The sequence below is a fragment of the Desulfofustis glycolicus DSM 9705 genome (assembly GCF_900130015.1).
GTDB classification, from domain to species: domain Bacteria; phylum Desulfobacterota; class Desulfobulbia; order Desulfobulbales; family Desulfocapsaceae; genus Desulfofustis; species Desulfofustis glycolicus.
In genome coordinates this window covers 1-17,260 of the sequence record NZ_FQXS01000028.1, presented here as the reverse complement: position 1 = coordinate 17,260, position 17,260 = coordinate 1, and the positions used below count along the sequence as shown (strand labels likewise).

Annotated in this window: 32 protein-coding genes; all 32 read right to left on the bottom strand. The window is 54.2% G+C overall.

Annotated elements, in window-relative coordinates; genetic code table 11:
- Nucleotides 1-192: 192 nt before the first annotated feature.
- Entirely contained in the window at nt 193-939 is a 747-nt protein-coding gene (locus tag BUC26_RS18090) for a YkgJ family cysteine cluster protein (protein WP_244155899.1), read from the bottom strand.
- 124 nt (nt 940-1,063) lie between these two features.
- On the bottom strand, nt 1,064-1,453 hold the full coding sequence (gene rplQ / locus BUC26_RS18085) for a 50S ribosomal protein L17 (RefSeq protein WP_073378315.1): 390 nt from the start codon (nt 1,451-1,453) through the stop codon (nt 1,064-1,066).
- An 86-nt stretch (nt 1,454-1,539) separates the two neighbouring features.
- Nucleotides 1,540-2,577, bottom strand: a complete 1,038-nt coding sequence (locus BUC26_RS18080; RefSeq protein ID WP_073378313.1) for a DNA-directed RNA polymerase subunit alpha — start codon at nt 2,575-2,577, stop codon at nt 1,540-1,542.
- A 168-nt stretch (nt 2,578-2,745) separates the two neighbouring features.
- Nucleotides 2,746-3,375: a 30S ribosomal protein S4 gene (gene rpsD / locus BUC26_RS18075; protein ID WP_073378311.1), complete on the bottom strand. Its 630-nt coding sequence runs from the start codon at nt 3,373-3,375 to the stop codon at nt 2,746-2,748.
- Nucleotides 3,376-3,430: 55 nt separating this feature from the next.
- Nucleotides 3,431-3,829: a 30S ribosomal protein S11 gene (gene rpsK, locus BUC26_RS18070; protein ID WP_073378309.1), complete on the bottom strand. Its 399-nt coding sequence runs from the start codon at nt 3,827-3,829 to the stop codon at nt 3,431-3,433.
- A gap of 27 nt (nt 3,830-3,856) precedes the next feature.
- The gene (gene rpsM, locus BUC26_RS18065; RefSeq protein ID WP_073378307.1) at nt 3,857-4,222 is read right to left on the bottom strand and encodes a 30S ribosomal protein S13; all 366 of its coding nucleotides are present in this window, start codon (nt 4,220-4,222) and stop codon (nt 3,857-3,859) included.
- Between the two features lie 131 nt (nt 4,223-4,353).
- The gene (rpmJ, locus tag BUC26_RS18060; RefSeq protein ID WP_073378305.1) at nt 4,354-4,467 is read right to left on the bottom strand and encodes a 50S ribosomal protein L36; all 114 of its coding nucleotides are present in this window, start codon (nt 4,465-4,467) and stop codon (nt 4,354-4,356) included.
- Between the two features lie 10 nt (nt 4,468-4,477).
- A complete protein-coding gene (gene infA / locus BUC26_RS18055; protein WP_073378303.1) occupies nt 4,478-4,711 on the bottom strand; it encodes a translation initiation factor IF-1 in 234 nt (77 codons plus the stop codon).
- A gap of 84 nt (nt 4,712-4,795) precedes the next feature.
- The gene (gene map / locus BUC26_RS18050) at nt 4,796-5,590 is read right to left on the bottom strand and encodes a type I methionyl aminopeptidase (protein WP_073378301.1); all 795 of its coding nucleotides are present in this window, start codon (nt 5,588-5,590) and stop codon (nt 4,796-4,798) included.
- Nucleotides 5,591-5,593: 3 nt separating this feature from the next.
- A complete protein-coding gene (gene secY / locus BUC26_RS18045; protein ID WP_073378299.1) occupies nt 5,594-6,898 on the bottom strand; it encodes a preprotein translocase subunit SecY in 1,305 nt (434 codons plus the stop codon).
- A 171-nt stretch (nt 6,899-7,069) separates the two neighbouring features.
- On the bottom strand, nt 7,070-7,528 hold the full coding sequence (gene rplO / locus BUC26_RS18040; RefSeq protein ID WP_073378373.1) for a 50S ribosomal protein L15: 459 nt from the start codon (nt 7,526-7,528) through the stop codon (nt 7,070-7,072).
- A gap of 3 nt (nt 7,529-7,531) precedes the next feature.
- Nucleotides 7,532-7,714, bottom strand: coding sequence for a 50S ribosomal protein L30 (gene rpmD, locus BUC26_RS18035; protein ID WP_073378297.1), 183 nt, complete (start codon nt 7,712-7,714; stop codon nt 7,532-7,534).
- A 74-nt stretch (nt 7,715-7,788) separates the two neighbouring features.
- A complete protein-coding gene (rpsE, locus tag BUC26_RS18030; protein WP_143166066.1) occupies nt 7,789-8,274 on the bottom strand; it encodes a 30S ribosomal protein S5 in 486 nt (161 codons plus the stop codon).
- Nucleotides 8,275-8,326: 52 nt separating this feature from the next.
- The gene (rplR, locus tag BUC26_RS18025) at nt 8,327-8,692 is read right to left on the bottom strand and encodes a 50S ribosomal protein L18 (RefSeq protein ID WP_073378293.1); all 366 of its coding nucleotides are present in this window, start codon (nt 8,690-8,692) and stop codon (nt 8,327-8,329) included.
- 44 nt (nt 8,693-8,736) lie between these two features.
- Entirely contained in the window at nt 8,737-9,276 is a 540-nt protein-coding gene (gene rplF / locus BUC26_RS18020; protein ID WP_073378291.1) for a 50S ribosomal protein L6, read from the bottom strand.
- 24 nt (nt 9,277-9,300) lie between these two features.
- Nucleotides 9,301-9,699 (bottom strand): 30S ribosomal protein S8, encoded by a 399-nt coding sequence (gene rpsH, locus BUC26_RS18015; protein WP_073378290.1) that lies wholly within the window; start codon nt 9,697-9,699, stop codon nt 9,301-9,303.
- 58 nt (nt 9,700-9,757) lie between these two features.
- Nucleotides 9,758-9,943, bottom strand: a complete 186-nt coding sequence (locus tag BUC26_RS18010; RefSeq protein WP_073378288.1) for a type Z 30S ribosomal protein S14 — start codon at nt 9,941-9,943, stop codon at nt 9,758-9,760.
- 143 nt (nt 9,944-10,086) lie between these two features.
- Nucleotides 10,087-10,626 (bottom strand): 50S ribosomal protein L5, encoded by a 540-nt coding sequence (rplE, locus tag BUC26_RS18005; protein ID WP_073378286.1) that lies wholly within the window; start codon nt 10,624-10,626, stop codon nt 10,087-10,089.
- Between the two features lie 35 nt (nt 10,627-10,661).
- Entirely contained in the window at nt 10,662-10,994 is a 333-nt protein-coding gene (gene rplX, locus BUC26_RS18000; protein ID WP_073378283.1) for a 50S ribosomal protein L24, read from the bottom strand.
- Nucleotides 10,995-11,034: 40 nt separating this feature from the next.
- On the bottom strand, nt 11,035-11,403 hold the full coding sequence (rplN, locus tag BUC26_RS17995; protein ID WP_073378281.1) for a 50S ribosomal protein L14: 369 nt from the start codon (nt 11,401-11,403) through the stop codon (nt 11,035-11,037).
- Nucleotides 11,404-11,461: 58 nt separating this feature from the next.
- On the bottom strand, nt 11,462-11,722 hold the full coding sequence (rpsQ, locus tag BUC26_RS17990) for a 30S ribosomal protein S17 (RefSeq protein WP_073378279.1): 261 nt from the start codon (nt 11,720-11,722) through the stop codon (nt 11,462-11,464).
- A 62-nt stretch (nt 11,723-11,784) separates the two neighbouring features.
- The gene (gene rpmC / locus BUC26_RS17985) at nt 11,785-11,976 is read right to left on the bottom strand and encodes a 50S ribosomal protein L29 (protein ID WP_073378277.1); all 192 of its coding nucleotides are present in this window, start codon (nt 11,974-11,976) and stop codon (nt 11,785-11,787) included.
- Nucleotides 11,973-12,389, bottom strand: a complete 417-nt coding sequence (rplP, locus tag BUC26_RS17980) for a 50S ribosomal protein L16 (RefSeq protein ID WP_073378275.1) — start codon at nt 12,387-12,389, stop codon at nt 11,973-11,975. The genes rpmC and rplP overlap by 4 nt, the downstream gene beginning before the upstream one ends.
- A gap of 53 nt (nt 12,390-12,442) precedes the next feature.
- On the bottom strand, nt 12,443-13,090 hold the full coding sequence (gene rpsC / locus BUC26_RS17975; RefSeq protein ID WP_073378273.1) for a 30S ribosomal protein S3: 648 nt from the start codon (nt 13,088-13,090) through the stop codon (nt 12,443-12,445).
- Nucleotides 13,091-13,169: 79 nt separating this feature from the next.
- Nucleotides 13,170-13,502, bottom strand: a complete 333-nt coding sequence (gene rplV, locus BUC26_RS17970) for a 50S ribosomal protein L22 (RefSeq protein WP_073378371.1) — start codon at nt 13,500-13,502, stop codon at nt 13,170-13,172.
- A 39-nt stretch (nt 13,503-13,541) separates the two neighbouring features.
- Nucleotides 13,542-13,814 carry a 30S ribosomal protein S19 gene (gene rpsS, locus BUC26_RS17965; RefSeq protein ID WP_073378271.1) on the bottom strand — a complete coding sequence of 91 codons (273 nt, stop codon included), beginning with the start codon at nt 13,812-13,814 and terminating at the stop codon, nt 13,542-13,544.
- 13 nt (nt 13,815-13,827) lie between these two features.
- Nucleotides 13,828-14,649 carry a 50S ribosomal protein L2 gene (gene rplB, locus BUC26_RS17960; RefSeq protein WP_073378269.1) on the bottom strand — a complete coding sequence of 274 codons (822 nt, stop codon included), beginning with the start codon at nt 14,647-14,649 and terminating at the stop codon, nt 13,828-13,830.
- Between the two features lie 79 nt (nt 14,650-14,728).
- Nucleotides 14,729-15,016: a 50S ribosomal protein L23 gene (locus tag BUC26_RS17955; RefSeq protein WP_073378267.1), complete on the bottom strand. Its 288-nt coding sequence runs from the start codon at nt 15,014-15,016 to the stop codon at nt 14,729-14,731.
- Entirely contained in the window at nt 15,013-15,636 is a 624-nt protein-coding gene (gene rplD, locus BUC26_RS17950) for a 50S ribosomal protein L4 (protein WP_073378265.1), read from the bottom strand. The genes BUC26_RS17955 and rplD overlap by 4 nt, the downstream gene beginning before the upstream one ends.
- Before the next feature lie 30 nt (nt 15,637-15,666).
- Entirely contained in the window at nt 15,667-16,296 is a 630-nt protein-coding gene (rplC, locus tag BUC26_RS17945) for a 50S ribosomal protein L3 (protein WP_073378263.1), read from the bottom strand.
- A 42-nt stretch (nt 16,297-16,338) separates the two neighbouring features.
- On the bottom strand, nt 16,339-16,650 hold the full coding sequence (gene rpsJ / locus BUC26_RS17940) for a 30S ribosomal protein S10 (protein ID WP_244155900.1): 312 nt from the start codon (nt 16,648-16,650) through the stop codon (nt 16,339-16,341).
- A 14-nt stretch (nt 16,651-16,664) separates the two neighbouring features.
- The coding region (locus BUC26_RS17935; RefSeq protein WP_244155898.1) for an EF-Tu C-terminal domain-related protein at nt 16,665-17,260 on the bottom strand (596 nt) is incomplete at its 5' end.

The following is a 17,260-nucleotide window of genomic DNA, read 5'->3' as shown; positions in this document are numbered from 1 at the left end:
TGTTTTGAACTACGGTTGCCAAAGCGCGCGGGTGATCACTCGAAGCGACGTATTATCAACCCGGCGCAAAACATTTTCTTTTACCACGACCACTGATAATTTGCAAGCACCTCGTCGGCCTGACCTCCGTGTCGGCAAATGGGTCGTCACCGGCGAATCCGCCAATCCGAGCGACCATTCCCACCAGGCATATCAGAGAATGGCGGACTGCAGCCACTCAAAGGCGAACTTCAACAATTCCTCATCGCTGCGCCTGATCCGGCGACGTCGATCACGATCCAGCGGATAGCCCTCGAGCAGACGGTTCTGATCGGCGTAGCGTCGAAAGCCATCCATGTCGTAGCAGGCCTGAAAGGTGAGTTGCTGTCGCGGACCACCGCTCCCTTCTCCTTTGAACGGGTTGCTGGCGAGCAGGGTATCGATCCCGGCCCAGAGGTCATTCATCATGTTGTACGGCTCGAGGCGCTGGCTTCGCAGCCAGTGCTGTACGGTCTGCTCGTCCTCTTCGCGATGCCCGAGACAGTAATCATGATGCTTGATAAAATACCAGTCACGCCGCCCCCCCCTGCGCTGCTGCGTCCGCGCTACCGCTCGTTCCAGCGGATAGGTGCGACAGCCGGTCGGTCGGTCGCGATAAACGCTACATCCCTGCTGGGAGAGAAACGGGCAGACCCACTCCGACCCGGCGGCGACGAGTTGCAACTTAACGGTTGGAAAATAATTATTATCACCCTGATGCAGGCGGGTGTGGGTCTCGAGAAAGCTGAGGGAATCCAGCCCGAGTGAATTCTTTAAACGGACGATATCGTATGGGTAGAGGTCGAGATCGACGTTACGACAGCACATAGTGAAACAGGCGACACCGGGATGACAGCGAAACCTGAACGGTTGATCCTCAAGCGGCACCATGCCGTCGGGAAAGGATGTTTCTTCAGTCACGGCAAATCACTCTGGTTGTGGGGCCGACCAGCGTCGACCAACCGGGGATAGAGCGCTGGTTAAACGCAAAAAGCTGACACAAACCAGGGTTCATGTCAGCTTTTCTCCATCTCTGCGGTACCGGTCAGTTTTGCGCTTCGGCCTCTCCGAGGTCCTCCTGGTAACCGACCAGTTCGATGATTGCCATCGGCGCGGCATCACCGGCTCGGACACCGGTACGGATGATTCGGGTATAGCCGCCGTTCCGGTCGGCAAACTGGTCTTTGATCTGATCGAAGAGCTTGGCCACCACATTTTTACTGCGCATGTAACTCAGTGCCTGACGCCTGGCATGCAGGTCACCGCGTTTGGCCAACGTGATCATCTTTTCGGCGATCGGCCGCAACTCTTTCGCCTTGTGCTCGGTGGTAACGATCCGTTCATGTTCGAACAGCGACGTCACCATATTCCGGAACATGGCTTCTCGATGCGAACTGGTCCGTCCCAGTTTTCTGCCGGATTTTGCGTGTCTCATAATGTGTACCTCAACTGATTATCGTGCGAAACCACTATGCGGCCAGCCGCTTGCTTTCCTCTTCACCCGCATGATACCGGGCAAGTTCAATCCTTTTTCTTCTCGGGGATGGACGGTCGAACCCAGTTATCGAATTTCATACCGAGCGTCAGTCCCATTTCCGCCAGCAGGGTTTTGATCTCATTGAGCGATTTGCGCCCGAAATTCTTGGTCTTGAGCATTTCCTGATCGGTCTTCTGGGCGAGATCTCCGATAAAATAGATTTCGGCATTTTTCAGACAATTGGCTGAACGAACGGAAAGCTCGAGGTCCTCTACCGGTTTATCGAGATATGGGTTGAGCGGTTCATCCGTTTTCTCGCTGCTCGGATCGATATCCGGTTCGGCGACATCCTCGTTGAAATTGATGAAGATGCTCATCTGATCCTTCATGATCTTGGCGGCAAACGCCAAGGCATCCTCAGGTGTCACACTACCGTCCGTCTCGATCTCCATGGTCAGCTTGTCATAGTCGGTCTGTTGACCAACCCTGGCCTTGGCGACGGTATATTGGATCCGGCGGATCGGTGAAAAAATGGCATCGATCGGTATCTGACCGATGACCAACTCCTCCTTGTCCTGCCGCTCGGCCGGCTGGTATCCCTTGCCCCAGGAGACCGTCATTTCGGCTCTGAAGGCGGTGTCCCCGTTCAACGTGCAAATCAATTGCTCCGGGTTCATGATATCGATATACGGCGACGGTTTGATGTCTCCGGCTTTGACTTCGCCGGGTCCCTGCTTTTCGATAACGATTTTCCGCGCCTGGTCGGAATTGAGTTTCAGTCTGATCTGCTTGATATTGAGGATGATTTCGCTGACATCTTCCATCACGTCTTTGAGCGTGGTGAATTCGTGCAGCGCACCGTCTATCTTTACCGTGGTTATCGCCGCACCCTGGATCGAGGAAAGCAGGATGCGCCTCAGGGAATTGCCGATGGTCGTCGCAAATCCGCGCTCGAGAGGCTGGCAGACAATCTTGGCGAACGAGTTCGTGCGACTGTCTTTCTCTATTTCAAGCTTTTCAGGCTTAATAAGCTCGTGCCAGTTCCGGTAGAAAGGTATGTTCTCGTCGGCAGCGTGAGTCATATCATCCCTTATTTATAGTGTTAAGCGGCAAAAACCAGACGGCAGATCAACGGTGAGAGATGTTCTTTCACAAGATGAAATGCCGTTTGCTCCCCGCTCGATGACAACGGACTGCCCGTCGGAATAATCCCCGCCCGGCAGTCCGTCATAACGATCAGTCTGTGCCTGTTACTTGGAGTACAGCTCGACGATGAGTTGCTCCTGAATCGGCATGGTCAGTTCTTCCCTGTTCGGCATGGCCTTAATCGTCGACTTGTAGGCTGCTCGATCGATTTCGATCCAACTCGGGACGCCGCGCCGCTCTACCGCATCGAGGCTCTCGTTGATCAATGGATTGGCCCGGCTCTTTTCTTTGATGCTGATTTCGTCGCCGACAGAGATTTGAAAAGACGGAATGTTGACTTTTTTACCGTTTACCAGAATATGCTTGTGGCGCACCAGTTGCCTGGCCTGGTTCCGGGAAGAGGCAAAGCCCATCCGGAAAATGGCATTGTCCAACCGTCTCTCCAGCATGATGAGAAGGTTTTCACCGGTAACACCTTTTTGCTGATCAGCTTTCTTGAAGTACTGGCGAAACTGCCCTTCAAGCATGCCGTACATGCTCTTGACTTTCTGCTTTTCACGCAGCTGCCCGGCGTAATCGGATTGCTTTTTGAAACGAGCCTGTCCGTGCTGCCCGGGCGCATAAGCCCGACGCTCGAAAGAACATTTGTCGGAATAGCAGCGGTCTCCCTTCAGGAAGAGCTTGATTCCTTCGCGCCTGCAGCGTCGACATGCCGCACCTGTATCTCTAGCCAACTTTCGCCTCCGTTGATTAAGCTATCTCTACCCGCTCCAATAAACTCCCGCAGCCCTAGACGCGGCGTCGTTTGGGAGGTTTGCAGCCATTATGGGGAATAGGCGTGACGTCGTAAATACGTGTCACTTCGAGTCCGGCATTGACGAGCGCGCGCAGAGCCGCTTCTCGCCCGGGTCCGGGCCCTTTCACTTTCACCTCAACTTTTCTCATGCCCTGATCGGTCGCCTTCTTGGTGGCGTCGGACACGGCATTCTGGGCGGCAAACGGAGTGCTCTTGCGCGACCCTTTGAAGCCAAGCACACCGGCGCTGCACCAGGATACCACGTTCCCCTGCTTGTCGGAGATGGTAACGATGGTATTGTTGAATGTCGAGTAAATGTGAACGACTCCTTCCGGAACGTTCTTTTTAACTTTACGCTTGGTCCGAGCCTCAGTCTTTTTTGCAGCTGCCATTCTTTCGTACCTATCTGGTTATGAAGACTATTTGCGACGTGCGGCACCGCGACGGGGCCCTTTTCGTGTCCTGGCATTGGTCTTGGTTTTCTGACCGCGAACCGGCAACCCGAGCCGGTGACGCCGTCCGCGATAGCAGCCAAGGTCCATCAACCGCTTGATATCCATCGATATTTCACGACGTCGATCACCTTCTACAACGAAATCACTCTCAATCACCTTGCGGATACGATTGACATCTTCTCCACTCAGATCGTCACTGTTCATCGTATAGGGCAAATCGACCGCATCGAGAATTTTGCGTGCCGTAGTCAGACCGATCCCGTAAATATAGGTGAGCGCCCGATCCATATGTTTGTTTTTCGGAAGGTCAACTCCTGCTATACGTGCCAAGGCATATCTCCTTTACTGTAGTTGACAGGCCCGAAGTCCCTCTGTCCCCGTATCGATTCGATGGGGCTACTTACGGCCATGGGCCGTCTGCGGAGCGACTCCGGGTATATCATAAATTCCTGGATAGACGGCTATCCCTGCTTTTGATTGTGTTTTTTAGTCTTACAGGAGACACGGACGATGCCGTTTCTCTTAAAGACTTTGCAGTCACTGCAGATTTTTTTTACCGATGAGCGCACTTTCATGATCCTGCCCCTATTTCTTCCTGGCGTTTTTCGCCCTGAATGTTACCCGGCCGCGTGTCAAGTCATACGGTGAAAGCTCAATTGTCACTCGATCACCGGGCAATATCTTGATAAAATGCATGCGCATCTTCCCGGAAATATGAGCCAGCACCCGATGGCCATTGTCCAGTTCTACCCGGAACATGGCATTCGGCAACGGTTCAATAATCGTTCCCTCTACCTCGATCGCTTCTTCCTTGGCCATAAAGTGTCCTGAATGTCAGTGTGCATTCAAAAGCTGTCTACTATAATACAAAAATACGATATTGAGAAGCACTATTTACTTAAATCAGCTCAATTCCTCCCGGGAACTGAGAACCAACGGACCGTCCGCCGTTACCGCAATCGAGTGCTCAAAATGCGCCGATGCCTTATGATCGGCGGTGATCACGGTCCAGCCGTCGCGCAACACCTTGACCTGGTGGGTGCCGATGTTGACCATCGGCTCGATAGCCAGCACCATCCCTTCCAACAAACGTGGCGTTGCCCCGTTTTGCAGAAAGTTCGGGATTTCCGGACCCTCATGGAGTTCGCTGCCGATGCCGTGGCCGACAAACTGCCTGACAACGGAAAAACCGTGCCGTTCGACCCAATCCTGAACGGCGGCGGAAATATCGGCGATTCGGTTGCCGACCTGCACCTTCTCAATCGCCTTGCTCAGCGATTCCTCGGTTACCTGCAGCAGCTTGCTTTTTAACGCATCAATGCGGCCGACAGGGATAGTAACCGCCGAGTCTCCATAATAACCTTTGTAAAACGTGCCGAAATCAACGGAAATGATATCGCCTTTCTTCAGTTTCCGTTTCCGCGACGGGATGCCATGCACCACTTCTTCGTTGATCGATACGCACAAACTTCCGGGAAACCCGCGGTAGCCTTTAAAAGCCGGCACCGCCTGCCGTTTGGAGCATAATTCCTCAGCCATTTGGTCAAGTTCCCAGGTGCTGATACCCGGTTCAACCGACTTTTGCATCATCACCAGTACTTCGGCAACGATCCGGTTGGCCTCCGCCATGATCTCGATCTCGTCACGGCTCTTCAGGGTAATCGATTTGCCGGCCGGAGCTTGCGCGCGGGAGAACACCGATTATCTCCTGCCCTTGATCCTGCCCTGTTTCATGAATCCTTCATAATTTCTCATGACCAGGTGCGATTCGATCTGGGAGATGGTGTCGATGGCCACACCGACAATGATCAGCAAGGCGGTACCGCCGAAGTAAAAGGGCAGGCTCAACCGCTCAATCAGAATAGTCGGCATGACGCAGACCGCGCTGAGATAAATAGCGCCAAGGACGGTCAGTCTGGTCAACGCCTTGTCGATGAACTCAGCAGTGCGTTTGCCCGGCCGGATACCAGGGATGAAACCACCGTTCTTGCGCAGGTTCTCGGCCACGTCTTCCGGTTTGAACTGTACGGCAGCGTAGAAGAAGCAGAAGAATACGATCAGCACGATAAAGCAGATATAGTAATAAACCGTTCCCGGAGACATGGCCGCCGAAGCGCGCTGGACCCAGTCAACCTGGACGAAGCTGCCGATGGTTGCCGGAAACATCATGATCGAAGAGGCAAAAATCGGTGGGATAACGCCGGATACGTTGATCTTCAGCGGCAGGTGCGAACTCTGACCGCCATAAACCCGCCGGCCGACGACCCGCTTGGCGTACTGGATCGGAATCCGTCGCTGGGCGGTTTCTACAAAGACGATCAGTCCGACAACGGCGAGCATCATGGCGATGATGAATGGCACGAAGAACAGTTGGATCTCACCGGCCCGCACCAGTTCAACGAAGTTGATCAGGGCAGACGGTCCACTGGCCACGATACCGGCGAAAATGATCAGCGATATACCGTTGCCGACGCCGCGCTCGGTCATCTGCTCACCGAGCCACATCAGGAACGCGGTGCCGGACGTCAGCGTAATAATGGTCATCAGCTTGAACTGGACCCCCGGATCGAGAACGATCATCTCGCCGTTGACCCCGGTCATTCCCTCGAGTCCCGCGGCGATGAACGAGCCCTGGATGACAGAAAGCACCACCGTGCCATAACGCGTATACTGGGTGATCTTTCGCCTGCCGGCCTCACCTTCCTTTTTCAGCGTCTCCAGCTGCGGGATAACCACCGTCAGCAGCTGCATGATAATCGATGCGCTGATATAGGGCATGATTCCCAACGCGAAAATGGAGAAATTCTCCAACGCCCCGCCGGAAAACATATTGAACATACCGAACAGGGTGCCGGCATGCTGCTGGAAAAAGGCGCTCAGGGCTTCACTGTTGATGCCCGGCGTAGGCACCTGGACGCCGATCCGATATACCGCCAGCATGATCAGCGTGAACAGCAGTCTCCTTCTCAGTTCGGGAATTTGCGCCGCTCTTTGAAATCCACTCATGGGCACGTCCTTGGCGTTACAATCGATTCGGCCCGAGCAGAGCCGGTCAATCTATATGAATCCGAAACAGCCGTTTTCCCGTCCTTCCGGCCGGTCGGCCGTTCCAGCGGCTGCGCCGGCAATGACTGAGGACGGGAAAAATACGGACTGACGGTCAATCGCAAATAAAGTTCAGCCTTGTTGCCCCGATACGGCAGTTTCGACAACAGTGCCACCGGCCTTTTCGATCAGTTCGCGAGCGGTGCCGCTCACCTTTTCAACTTTCACCGTCAGTGCCTTGCTGATTTCACCGTTGGCAAGAATCTTCACACCATTGCCGGCTTTGGCCAGACCGGCGGCAACCAGCGTCTCGGTGCTGATTTCCTGTCCTGCCTCGAAGGCATCGAGCTGACCCAGGCCGATGATTTCATATTGTTTGCGGAAAATATTGTTGAAGCCTCGTTTCGGCAGCCGCCGCTGCAGCGGCATCTGACCGCCTTCGAAGCCCGGTTTCGATTGATAACCGGAACGGGCCTTGGCTCCTTTGTGTCCTCGGCCAGAGGTCTTGCCATGACCGGACCCGGGGCCGCGTCCAACGCGTTTCTTCGGTTTTCGGGAACCTTCCTGCGGGGCAAGGTTTGCAAGAGTCAACATTTAAGCCTCCTCGACACGGACAAGATGCGCTACTTTGGCGAGCATCCCCCGAATCTCCGGGGTATCCTTGCGCGTGATGGTTTTATTCAGTTTGGTCAAGCCGAGTCCGGTCAGTGTCGCGCGAATCTTCTGCGTACTGCCGATCTCACTCTTGACCAATGTGAAGGTAATTGTGTCAGCCATGGGACTTCACCGTTTCTCGTTTGAAAATAATGATCTCATACCGCTCAGCGAGGCGCTGACCGTCTGGGGCCTGTTCAGGACAATGCCAGTTCCTCGACGGTTTTCCCGCGCAATTCGGCAATGACCCGCGGGCTTCTCAGCCGCCGCAAACCGTCCAGCGTCGCCTTGACCATATTGTGCGGATTATGTGATCCCAGGCACTTGGTCAGAATGTTGCCGACACCGGCAGCCTCGAGAACGGCTCGTACCGGTCCGCCGGCGATCACACCGGTACCTTCCGAAGCGGGCTTGAGCAATACCTTGCCGGCTCCGTATTTGCCGACGATCTCATGCGGGATCGACACGTCACTCAGTGCGATCGTTTCCATGTCCCGACGAGCCTTTTCTATTCCCTTACGAATCGCTTCGGGGACCTGGTTGGCTTTGCCCAGACCGTAACCGACTTTGCCGTTTCCGTCACCGACGACCACGATGGCACTGAAACTAAAGCGCCGCCCGCCTTTGACAACTTTGGCAACTCGGTTGATATAAACTATTTTTTCAATCAGTTCCTCAGCCATTTCACCTTTGGAACGCTTAAACTCAGACAAGGAACACCCCCTATGTTACGAGTTAAAAATCCAATCCGCCTTCACGGGCGCCATCGGACAGAGCCTTGATACGACCGTGGTAGATATAGCCGCCGCGGTCGAACACCACCTTGCTGATACCGGCGGCTTTGGCCCGTTCGGCAATGATCACGCCCACTTTTTTGGCGGCTGCGATTTTCCCTTTTTCTTCAGCTGGTTCGAACGATTTTTCCTTTGTCGACATGGAAACCAATGTCGTTCCGGCGCTATCGTCGATGATCTGGGCATAAATATGCTTGCTGCTCTTGAAAACGCTGAGGCGCGGCCGTTCGCTCGTGCCGACCACCTTGGTGCGAATCCGTTTTGCCCGCTTCAAGCGCGCTACCGTACTGGGATTTGTCTTAGCCATCGTGATTGTCTCAACCAGTAAAAATGATCTGTCAGATACTACCCTTATTTCGCTCCGGTCTTGCCGGCCTTGCGAACGATCCGTTCGTCTTCGTAACGGATCCCCTTACCCTTGTAAGGCTCCGGTTTCCGAATTGCACGAATCTTGGCGGCAGTCAAGCCGAGCGTTTCTTTGTCAATCGATTCGAGGACAATTTTCGTATTACCTTCAATGTTGCCGGTTACACCTTCCGGCAGAGCAAATTCGACCGGGTTGGAATAGCCAACGCTGAGCGACAGATTATTCCCGGCCATGCTGGCCCGATAACCGACGCCCTCGACGACGAGCACTTTCTTGAACCCTTCGGCGACGCCAACCACCATATTATTGACCAGCGACCGAGTCAACCCGCGAAACGCCGAGATGTTTCTGCTTTTCTGTTTGCCGTCGACGAGTATGGCCCCATCCTCCAGAACCAGCGATACTTCCGGGTGAACGGTCCGATTCAAGGTGCCTTTTTTGCCGGATACCGAGATATCCTGCCCCTTGATCTCAACCGTGACACCCGCAGGCACCGGTATCGGCATTTTTCCAATTCGAGACATTTCTTCCTCCGTTACGAACCGGTGTTACCACACCTGGCACAGTATCTCACCACCGGTGTTCAATTTACGTGCGGCCCGGTCGGTAATTATTCCCTTTGAGGTGGAGACGATGGCAACCCCCAGACCGTTCATGACGGTCGGGACATCGCCGGCCTTGGCGTACTGGCGCAAACCGGGTTTGCTGACACGCTTGAGGCCGGTGATAACCGGTTCACCGTTCGGCCCGTACTTCAGATTGATGGTCAACGTGCCCTGCGGGCCCTCGTCGGAGACTTGGTACCCGACGATATAACCCTCATCTTCGAGCACTTTGGCCACATTAACCTTGATGTTTGACTTCGGCATCCGCACCGTGTCATACTTCACCATTACTGCATTTCGTATCCTGGTCAGCATGTCTGCCAGGGGATCGCTCATCGACATAGCGAAAACTCCTTCTATGAATCAATCGTTTGACTAATCAGCGGTATAGTCTTCGCTGCTACCAGCTCGATTTGGTCACACCTGTAATTTCGCCCTTCGAGGCCAACGACCTGAAGCAGAGCCGGCAGACGCCGAACTTCCTGATAAACGCTCGTGGCCGGCCACAAAGAGGGCATCGGTTATGTTGCCGAACCTTGAACTTGGGTTTTCGTTGCGCCCTCGCAATCATCGATTTCTTAGCCAAACCAACCTCCACTCATCCGATATGAATACGCTGTTGTCTCATTGATAGTCCGACGCATCCGCCAGTCCTCCGCTGCATTACATCCTGCCTCGCCGACGATTCTTCGGAAAAAGCCGCTAACCGGAGACCTTGCGGGGCGCTCATTATTTCCTGAACGGCATGCCCATCAGGGTCAGCAGGGAGCGTCCTTCTTCGTTGCTCTCGGCGCTGGTCACGATGGATATGTTCAACCCTTTGATCTTATCGATTTTGTCGTAATCGATCTCGGGGAAGATGATCTCTTCCTTGACTCCCAGTGAATAGTTGCCGCGACCGTCGAACCCTTTCGGCGATACGCCGCGAAAGTCACGAACCCGGGGCAGTGCGATATTGACCAGTTTACTGAAAAAATCGTACATCCGGTCACCACGCAAGGTCACCCGGCAACCGATCGGCATCCCTTCTCTCAACTTGAAGCCGGCAATCGATCGTTTCGCCTTGGTAATAACCGCCTTCTGTCCGGCGATCATGCTCAATTCCTGCGCCGCACTTTCCACGATTTTCGGGTTCTGGACCGCTTCACCCAGCCCCATGTTCAGTACGATCTTCTCTAGTTTCGGCACCTGCAGCAGGTTCGTATAACCGAACTGTTCTTTCAGTGCCGGAACGCATTCCGTATTATAAAAGTCCTTAAGTGCACCCATGTGTAACTCCTGACGTGACCCTCGTTGGCGACCTGTTATTTGCTTTCGATCGATTCACCGCATTTCTTGCAGTAACGAACCTTTGTGCCATCTTCCAGTATCTTCTTGCCGATCCGACCGGTCTGCGTGCATTCGGGACAGATCATCTGTAGATTGGATACATGTATCGGGGCCTCACGCTCGACAATCTGCCCTTGCTGACTGGCATCACGGGGTTTGGTATGTCGCTTGATCATGTTGATCCGCTCCACCGTGGCCTTGTCGCTGGCAGGAAACACTTTGAGCACCTTGCCAACCCGTCCCTTGTCTTTTCCGGCGATCACTTCCACCTGATCGTTCGCCTTCAGGTATGTTCTGCCTTTTCTCATTGTTGTACCTATCCTTGCTGTGTCATGCGGCGAATTATCATCAAAGCACTTCTGGAGCGAGGGAGACGATCTTCATGAATCCCCGGTTTCTCAGCTCCCGAGCAACCGGTCCGAAGATACGAGTACCAATCGGTTCACCGGCGTTGGAAAGCAAGACCGCCGCGTTCTCATCAAACTTCACCCAGGTATCGTCCATTCGGTTCATCTCTTTTTTGGTACGAACGATAACCGCTGTCATCACATCGCCCTTCTTCACCTTCGCATGGGGAATCGCTTCCTTCACCGATACGACGATGACATCGCCGATGCCGGCATATCTCTTCTTCGTGCCGCCGAGAACCCTGATGCACAAGACCTTCCGCGCGCCGGAGTTGTCGGCAACATTGAGTATTGTTTCGGTTTGTATCATAATGTCACCTGATCTCTATCAGCCCTGGCTCGTCTCAGCCACCAACGAGCCGCAAACGTTATTCCGCCTGTTGAAGTATGGTTTTAACCCGCCAACGCTTCTTTTTGCTCAACGGGCGACATTCCTCTATGAGGACGAGATCCCCGATATTGCATTGATTCCCCGGGTCGTCGGCAAGGTACTTGACGCTTGTTTTGACATATTTGCCGTAGAGCTTATGCCGAAATTTGCGTTCAACGCGGACTACCACTGTCTTTTCCATGCCATTGCTGACAACGGAACCGGTCCTGGTTTTTCGTGCTTTGTTTTGTTCGCTCATAATGTCAATTAAAGAGGTTGAGGCGCGAAATCATCATTTGTATAAATGTCCCAAACGTTCCGTCAATTCGCTTGTTTTTGGTTGCTAATCGTCATGATACGGGCAATGTCTTTTTTAACTTTCCGCAGGCGCGACGTATCTTCCAGAGGACGGAGCTTGTGCTGGAAAGCCAGGTTGCCGAGTTCCTCTCGCAGCTCCTTTTCCTTCTTGGCGCGTTCCTCGACGGACATTTTTCGTACATCTTCGGCTTTCATACGAGACTCCTCTTGGAAATAACCTTGGTGGCAAACGGCAGTTTATTGCCGGCCAGCGTCAGGGCACGCACCGCCAGTTCTTCGGTAACGCCGGACAATTCATAAAGGATCTTGCCGGGTTTGACAGGTGCAACCCAGAATTCCGGGCTTCCCTTACCTTTACCCATCCTGGTCTCGGCCGGCTTCTTGGTTACCGGCTTATCGGGGAAAACCCTGATCCAGACCTTTCCGCCACGTTTGATTTTTCGGTTGATGGCGATACGGGCTGCCTCGATCTGCTGGGCGGTCATCCGACCGCTGCTGACTGCCTTCAAGGCATACTCGCCAAAAGCGATGGTCGCGCCCCGCTGGGCGGTACCTCGCAGTTTGCCTGTGAAAACCTTTCTATGTTTTACCTTCTTCGGACTTAACATATCTTACTCCACGTGTAGTTCTTCTCTGAAAACTCAGTACAGCATGGTCACAATCAATTGCTCGCCTGTTCCCGTTCTTCGAGAACCTCTCCATGGAAAATCCAGACTTTGACGCCAATGATTCCATAGGTGGTATTGGCCTCGGCCAATGCATAATCAACGTCGGCACGAAGGGTGTGCAGCGGCACCCGGCCTTCCCGAACCCATTCACAGCGCGACATTTCGGCGCCGCCGAGCCTGCCGGAACAGGATATCTTGATCCCCTGAACGCCGAAGCGCAGGGCTGAATTGACAGCCTTTTTCATAGCCCGACGAAAAGCGACGCGCCGTTCGAGCTGGGAGGCGATGCTTTCAGCGATCAGCTGGGCATCGGCTTCCGGTCGCCGAACCTCCTGGATGTCGAGGGTCACCGGACGCTTGACAAACTTTTCGAGATCTTTTTTCAAGGTCTCGATCTCCGCTCCCTTCTTGCCGATGACAATGCCCGGCCGTGCGGTGTAGAGCTTGATCCGGATTTTCTCTCCGGTACGTTCTATCGTCACCTTGGACAGTCCGGCATGGTAAAGACGTTTTTTCAGGTACTTCCGTATCTTCTGATCTTCAATGAGATACGTGCTGTACTCTTTGTCCGCGTACCAGATAGAATCCCACGAACGGGTGATATTCAGTCTTAGTCCTATTGGATTAACCTTCTGGCCCAAAATAACCCTCCAACTGAGTAGTTGATTAATGAGAAAGTGTCGTGTGCAACAGCAGCGTTGCTCGTCATCAGGACGCTCCTCAACTCTCGTCAAGAACCACCGTGATGTGGCTGGTACGCTTGATAATTCTGGTAGCCCTACCCTGGGCCCGCGGCATGATCCGCTTCAATGACGGCCCACCGTCGATATCGATCTTTTTGACAAACAAACTATCGACATCAACCCGATCGTCCTGGGTGGCATTGGCCACGGCGGATTCAATCACCTGCCGGATAATGGCCGCCCCTTTTTTCGGCATGAACTTCAAGGTCGTGATTGCCTTGTCGACGTTCATACCGCGGACGACATCGGCCACCAGACGTGCTTTCTGTGGCGATATCCGGATATATTTTCCAACGGCTCGTGCTTCCATCTTGTCTACTCCCAATACGTGGTGTCACCAACAGTGTCGTTATTTTTTCTTCCTGTCCGCTGCGTGACCATAGAACGTTCTGGTGGGGGAAAACTCTCCGAGCTTGTGTCCGACCATGTTCTCGGTGACGAATACCGGCACGAATTTCTTGCCGTTGTGAACGGCGAAGGTGAGTCCGACCATCTCCGGCACAATGTCCGACCGCCGCGACCAGGTCTTGATCACCTTTCGGGAACCGGACTCAACGGCGCTTTCCACCTTTTTTGACAGATGATCATCGATAAATGGTCCTTTTTTAACTGAGCGAGACATTATCTACTCCTTGTTATGATCTCCGTTTGACAATCATCTTGTCAGACGCTTTCTTCACTCTCGTCTTATAGCCTTTGGTCGGCTGACCCCATGGCGTACAAGGATGACGTCCGCCGGAACTCTTTCCTTCGCCACCGCCCATCGGATGGTCGACCGGGTTCATCGCGACACCACGAACGGAAGGTCGCCGGCCGAGCCACCGGGAGCGTCCGGCCTTACCCAGCTTCTGGCTTTCGTGCTCGCGATTACCGACCTGGCCGATGCAGGCACGGCACAAGTTGTGGAATTTACGCACCTCACCGGACGGCAACCGGACTAGCACGTAATTGCCCTCTTTGGCCATCAACTGCGCCGAAGCGCCGGCACTGCGTACCAGTTGGGCACCTTTACCGATTTTCATCTCGATGTTGTGAATCACCGTACCCAGCGGGATATTGGCCATCGGCAGACAATTGCCCGGCTGAATATCTACCTTGTCGCCGGCCACCACCTGATCGCCGACGGCAATCCCGTCCGGGGCAAGGATGTACTGCTTCTCACCGTCGAGATAGCTGAGCAGGGCAATATTGGCGGAACGGTTCGGGTCGTACTCGATCGACACCACCCTGGCAACGATATCGGTCTTGTTGCGTTTGAAGTCGATGATCCGGTACTTTCGCTTGTGTCCGCCACCCTGGTGCCGCGTGGTAATCCGCCCGTAATTGTTACGTCCGCCGCTTCGATTCAGGCTCACCACCAGGCTTCGTTCAGGCTCGCTATTCGACAGATCCGGATTCCTGGTCGACACGTGGTGTCGCTTGCCGGCTGATGTTGGTTTATAAGTCTTTATTGCCATGATTTCCCAATCGCTCCATCATATTTGCGTTGGCTAGCTCGTTTCAACGATCGCCGCATGTTTCGGCGAAGCGTCCTGACTACAGTTCGTCAACAAAGTTGATCTCGCCCTCGGCCAAGGTGACGTAGGCTTTTTTCCAGTCCTGGGTACGGCCGAAATGCTTGCCGACCCGTTTCTGCTTGCCGGGCATGGAGACAGTTTTTACGTCCCGGACCTTCACCTTGAACATGCTCTCGACGGCTTTCCTGATCTCGATCTTATTGGCGTCGGGATGTACCTTGAACACGACCTTGTTGCCCATTTCCTGCTGCAGGTTGGCCTTTTCCGTCAGACATGGCCCCTGCAGGACACTGTACATGTTTTTCATGCCGTAAACCTCTCTTCCAGGCTCGGGATGGCGGGCTGCAGGAGCACCAACTTCTCGTGCAGGAGAATATCGTATACGTTCAGCCCCTCGGTTTTCATAACCTTGTAGCCCGGCACGTTGCGTGACGATTTACTGAGGACCTCGTTATCGCCGTCAATAATGATCAGGGCGTTATTGAGCTGCAGCACGTCCATGATCGTCACGAAATCCTTGGTCTTGATCGCTTCCATGGTAAAATCGTCGAGCACGACCAGATTACCTTCCTGGAGGCGGGCAGAAATCGCCATCGATATGGCCTGCTGCCGCACCTTGCGGTTTAGTTTAAAGTTGAAATCACGCGGTTTGGGACCGAAGACGACGCCACCGCCGCGCCACAGCGGCGACCGCTTGTTGCCGGCCCGGGCGCGCCCGGTGCCTTTCTGGCGCCACGGTTTGGCACTGCTCCCTTTCACTTCACCGCGTCCTTTGGTACTGGCAGTACCGGCACGCTTGGCGGCACGTTGCTGACGAACCACATCGTGGAGCAGATATGGCTTGACCTCTCGATTGAAGATCTGGTCGTTCAACTCGATCTCGCCAACCTTTTCATTCTTGATATTTTTTACTTCTACCGTCGACATTATCTTCTCCTTGAGCCGGTCGCTGCTGCCTTATCTCGAAAATATCTTCAACAGACCATTTTTGGCTCCGGGCACTGACCCCTTGAGCAGGACAACATGATCTTCCGGCCGAACGTCCACTACTTTGAGGCTCTTCTTCAGGACCGTCTCGTTGCCCATGCGTCCCGGCAACCGTTTGCCCTTGATGACCCGGCTCGGCCAGGCACTGCAGCCGATGGATCCCGGAGCACGGTGAAACATCGAACCGTGGGTATCACGGCCGCCTTTGAAGCCATACCGTTTGACGACCCCCTGAAAACCGCGCCCCTTACTTTTGCCCTGGACATCGACCAGATCGCCGATCTTGACGACATCGTCCAGCGAGAGCTGCTGACCGACCTGGTAGTCACCCGGGTTATCCACGTGAAATTCGCGGATATGATAAAACCCGTCGGCTCCGGCCGCTTTGCAGTGTCCCGCTTCCGGTTTGGTTACCCGATTCGGCCGTTTCGGATCGAAGCCGACCTGGATGGCGTTGTAGCCTTCCTTGTCGGCCGTCTTGACCTGCAGAACCGTGCAGGGGCCGGCCTGTATCACCGTCACCGGAATGACCACTCCCAACTCGTTATAGATGCGGGTCATCCCGAGTTTTTTGCCCAAAATCCCCATAGTCTTTGGCATAATCGTACCCGATGCTTCTCTGTGCTTAACGTTTACTGCTGATTACGGAAGCTTGATCTCAACGTCTACGCCGGCTGAGAGTTCCAGTTTCATCAACAGATCGATAGTCTGCTGGGTCGGTTCGAGGATATCGAGAAGCCGGCGGTGGGTTCTCATCTCGAACTGCTCCCGAGATTTCTTGTCCACGTGCGGTGAACGAAGGATACAGAATTTCTTGGTCGATGTCGGCAGCGGAATCGGTCCAACCACGGCGGAACCGGTACGACGTGCAGTATCGACGATCTCGTGCGTTGATTGGTCGAGCAGCTTATGGTCGTATGCTTTGAGTCGTATACGAATTTTCTCGGTAGGTATCATCGGAGGTGACCTTAGGCTATGATTTCACTGATAACGCCGGCGCCGACCGTACGGCCGCCTTCACGGATCGCAAAGCGCAGTCCGGTGTCCATGGCGATCGGGGTGATCAACTCCGCATCGATCGACACGTTGTCGCCCGGCATCACCATCTCCACTCCCTCGGACAACGTCACTACTCCCGTCACGTCGGTCGTCCGGAAATAAAACTGCGGCCGGTATCCGTTGAAAAACGGCGTGTGGCGACCACCCTCATCCTTGCTCAAGATATAGCACTCCGCCTTGAACTTGGTGTGCGGGGTAATCGAGCCCGGCTTCGCCAACACCTGGCCGCGCTCAATCTCGTCACGCTTCACGCCGCGCAGCAGCGCACCGATATTGTCGCCCGCCTGGCCCTGGTCGAGCAGCTTGCGGAACATCTCGACGCCCGTCACGACCGTCTTCTGCGTCTTGCGGATACCGACAACCTCAACTTCCTCACCGACTTTGATGACGCCCCGCTCGACACGGCCCGTCGCTACCGTTCCGCGACCGGAGATCGAGAACACATCCTCAACCGGCATCAGAAACGGCTGGTCGATATCACGCTCCGGCTCAGGAATATAGGAGT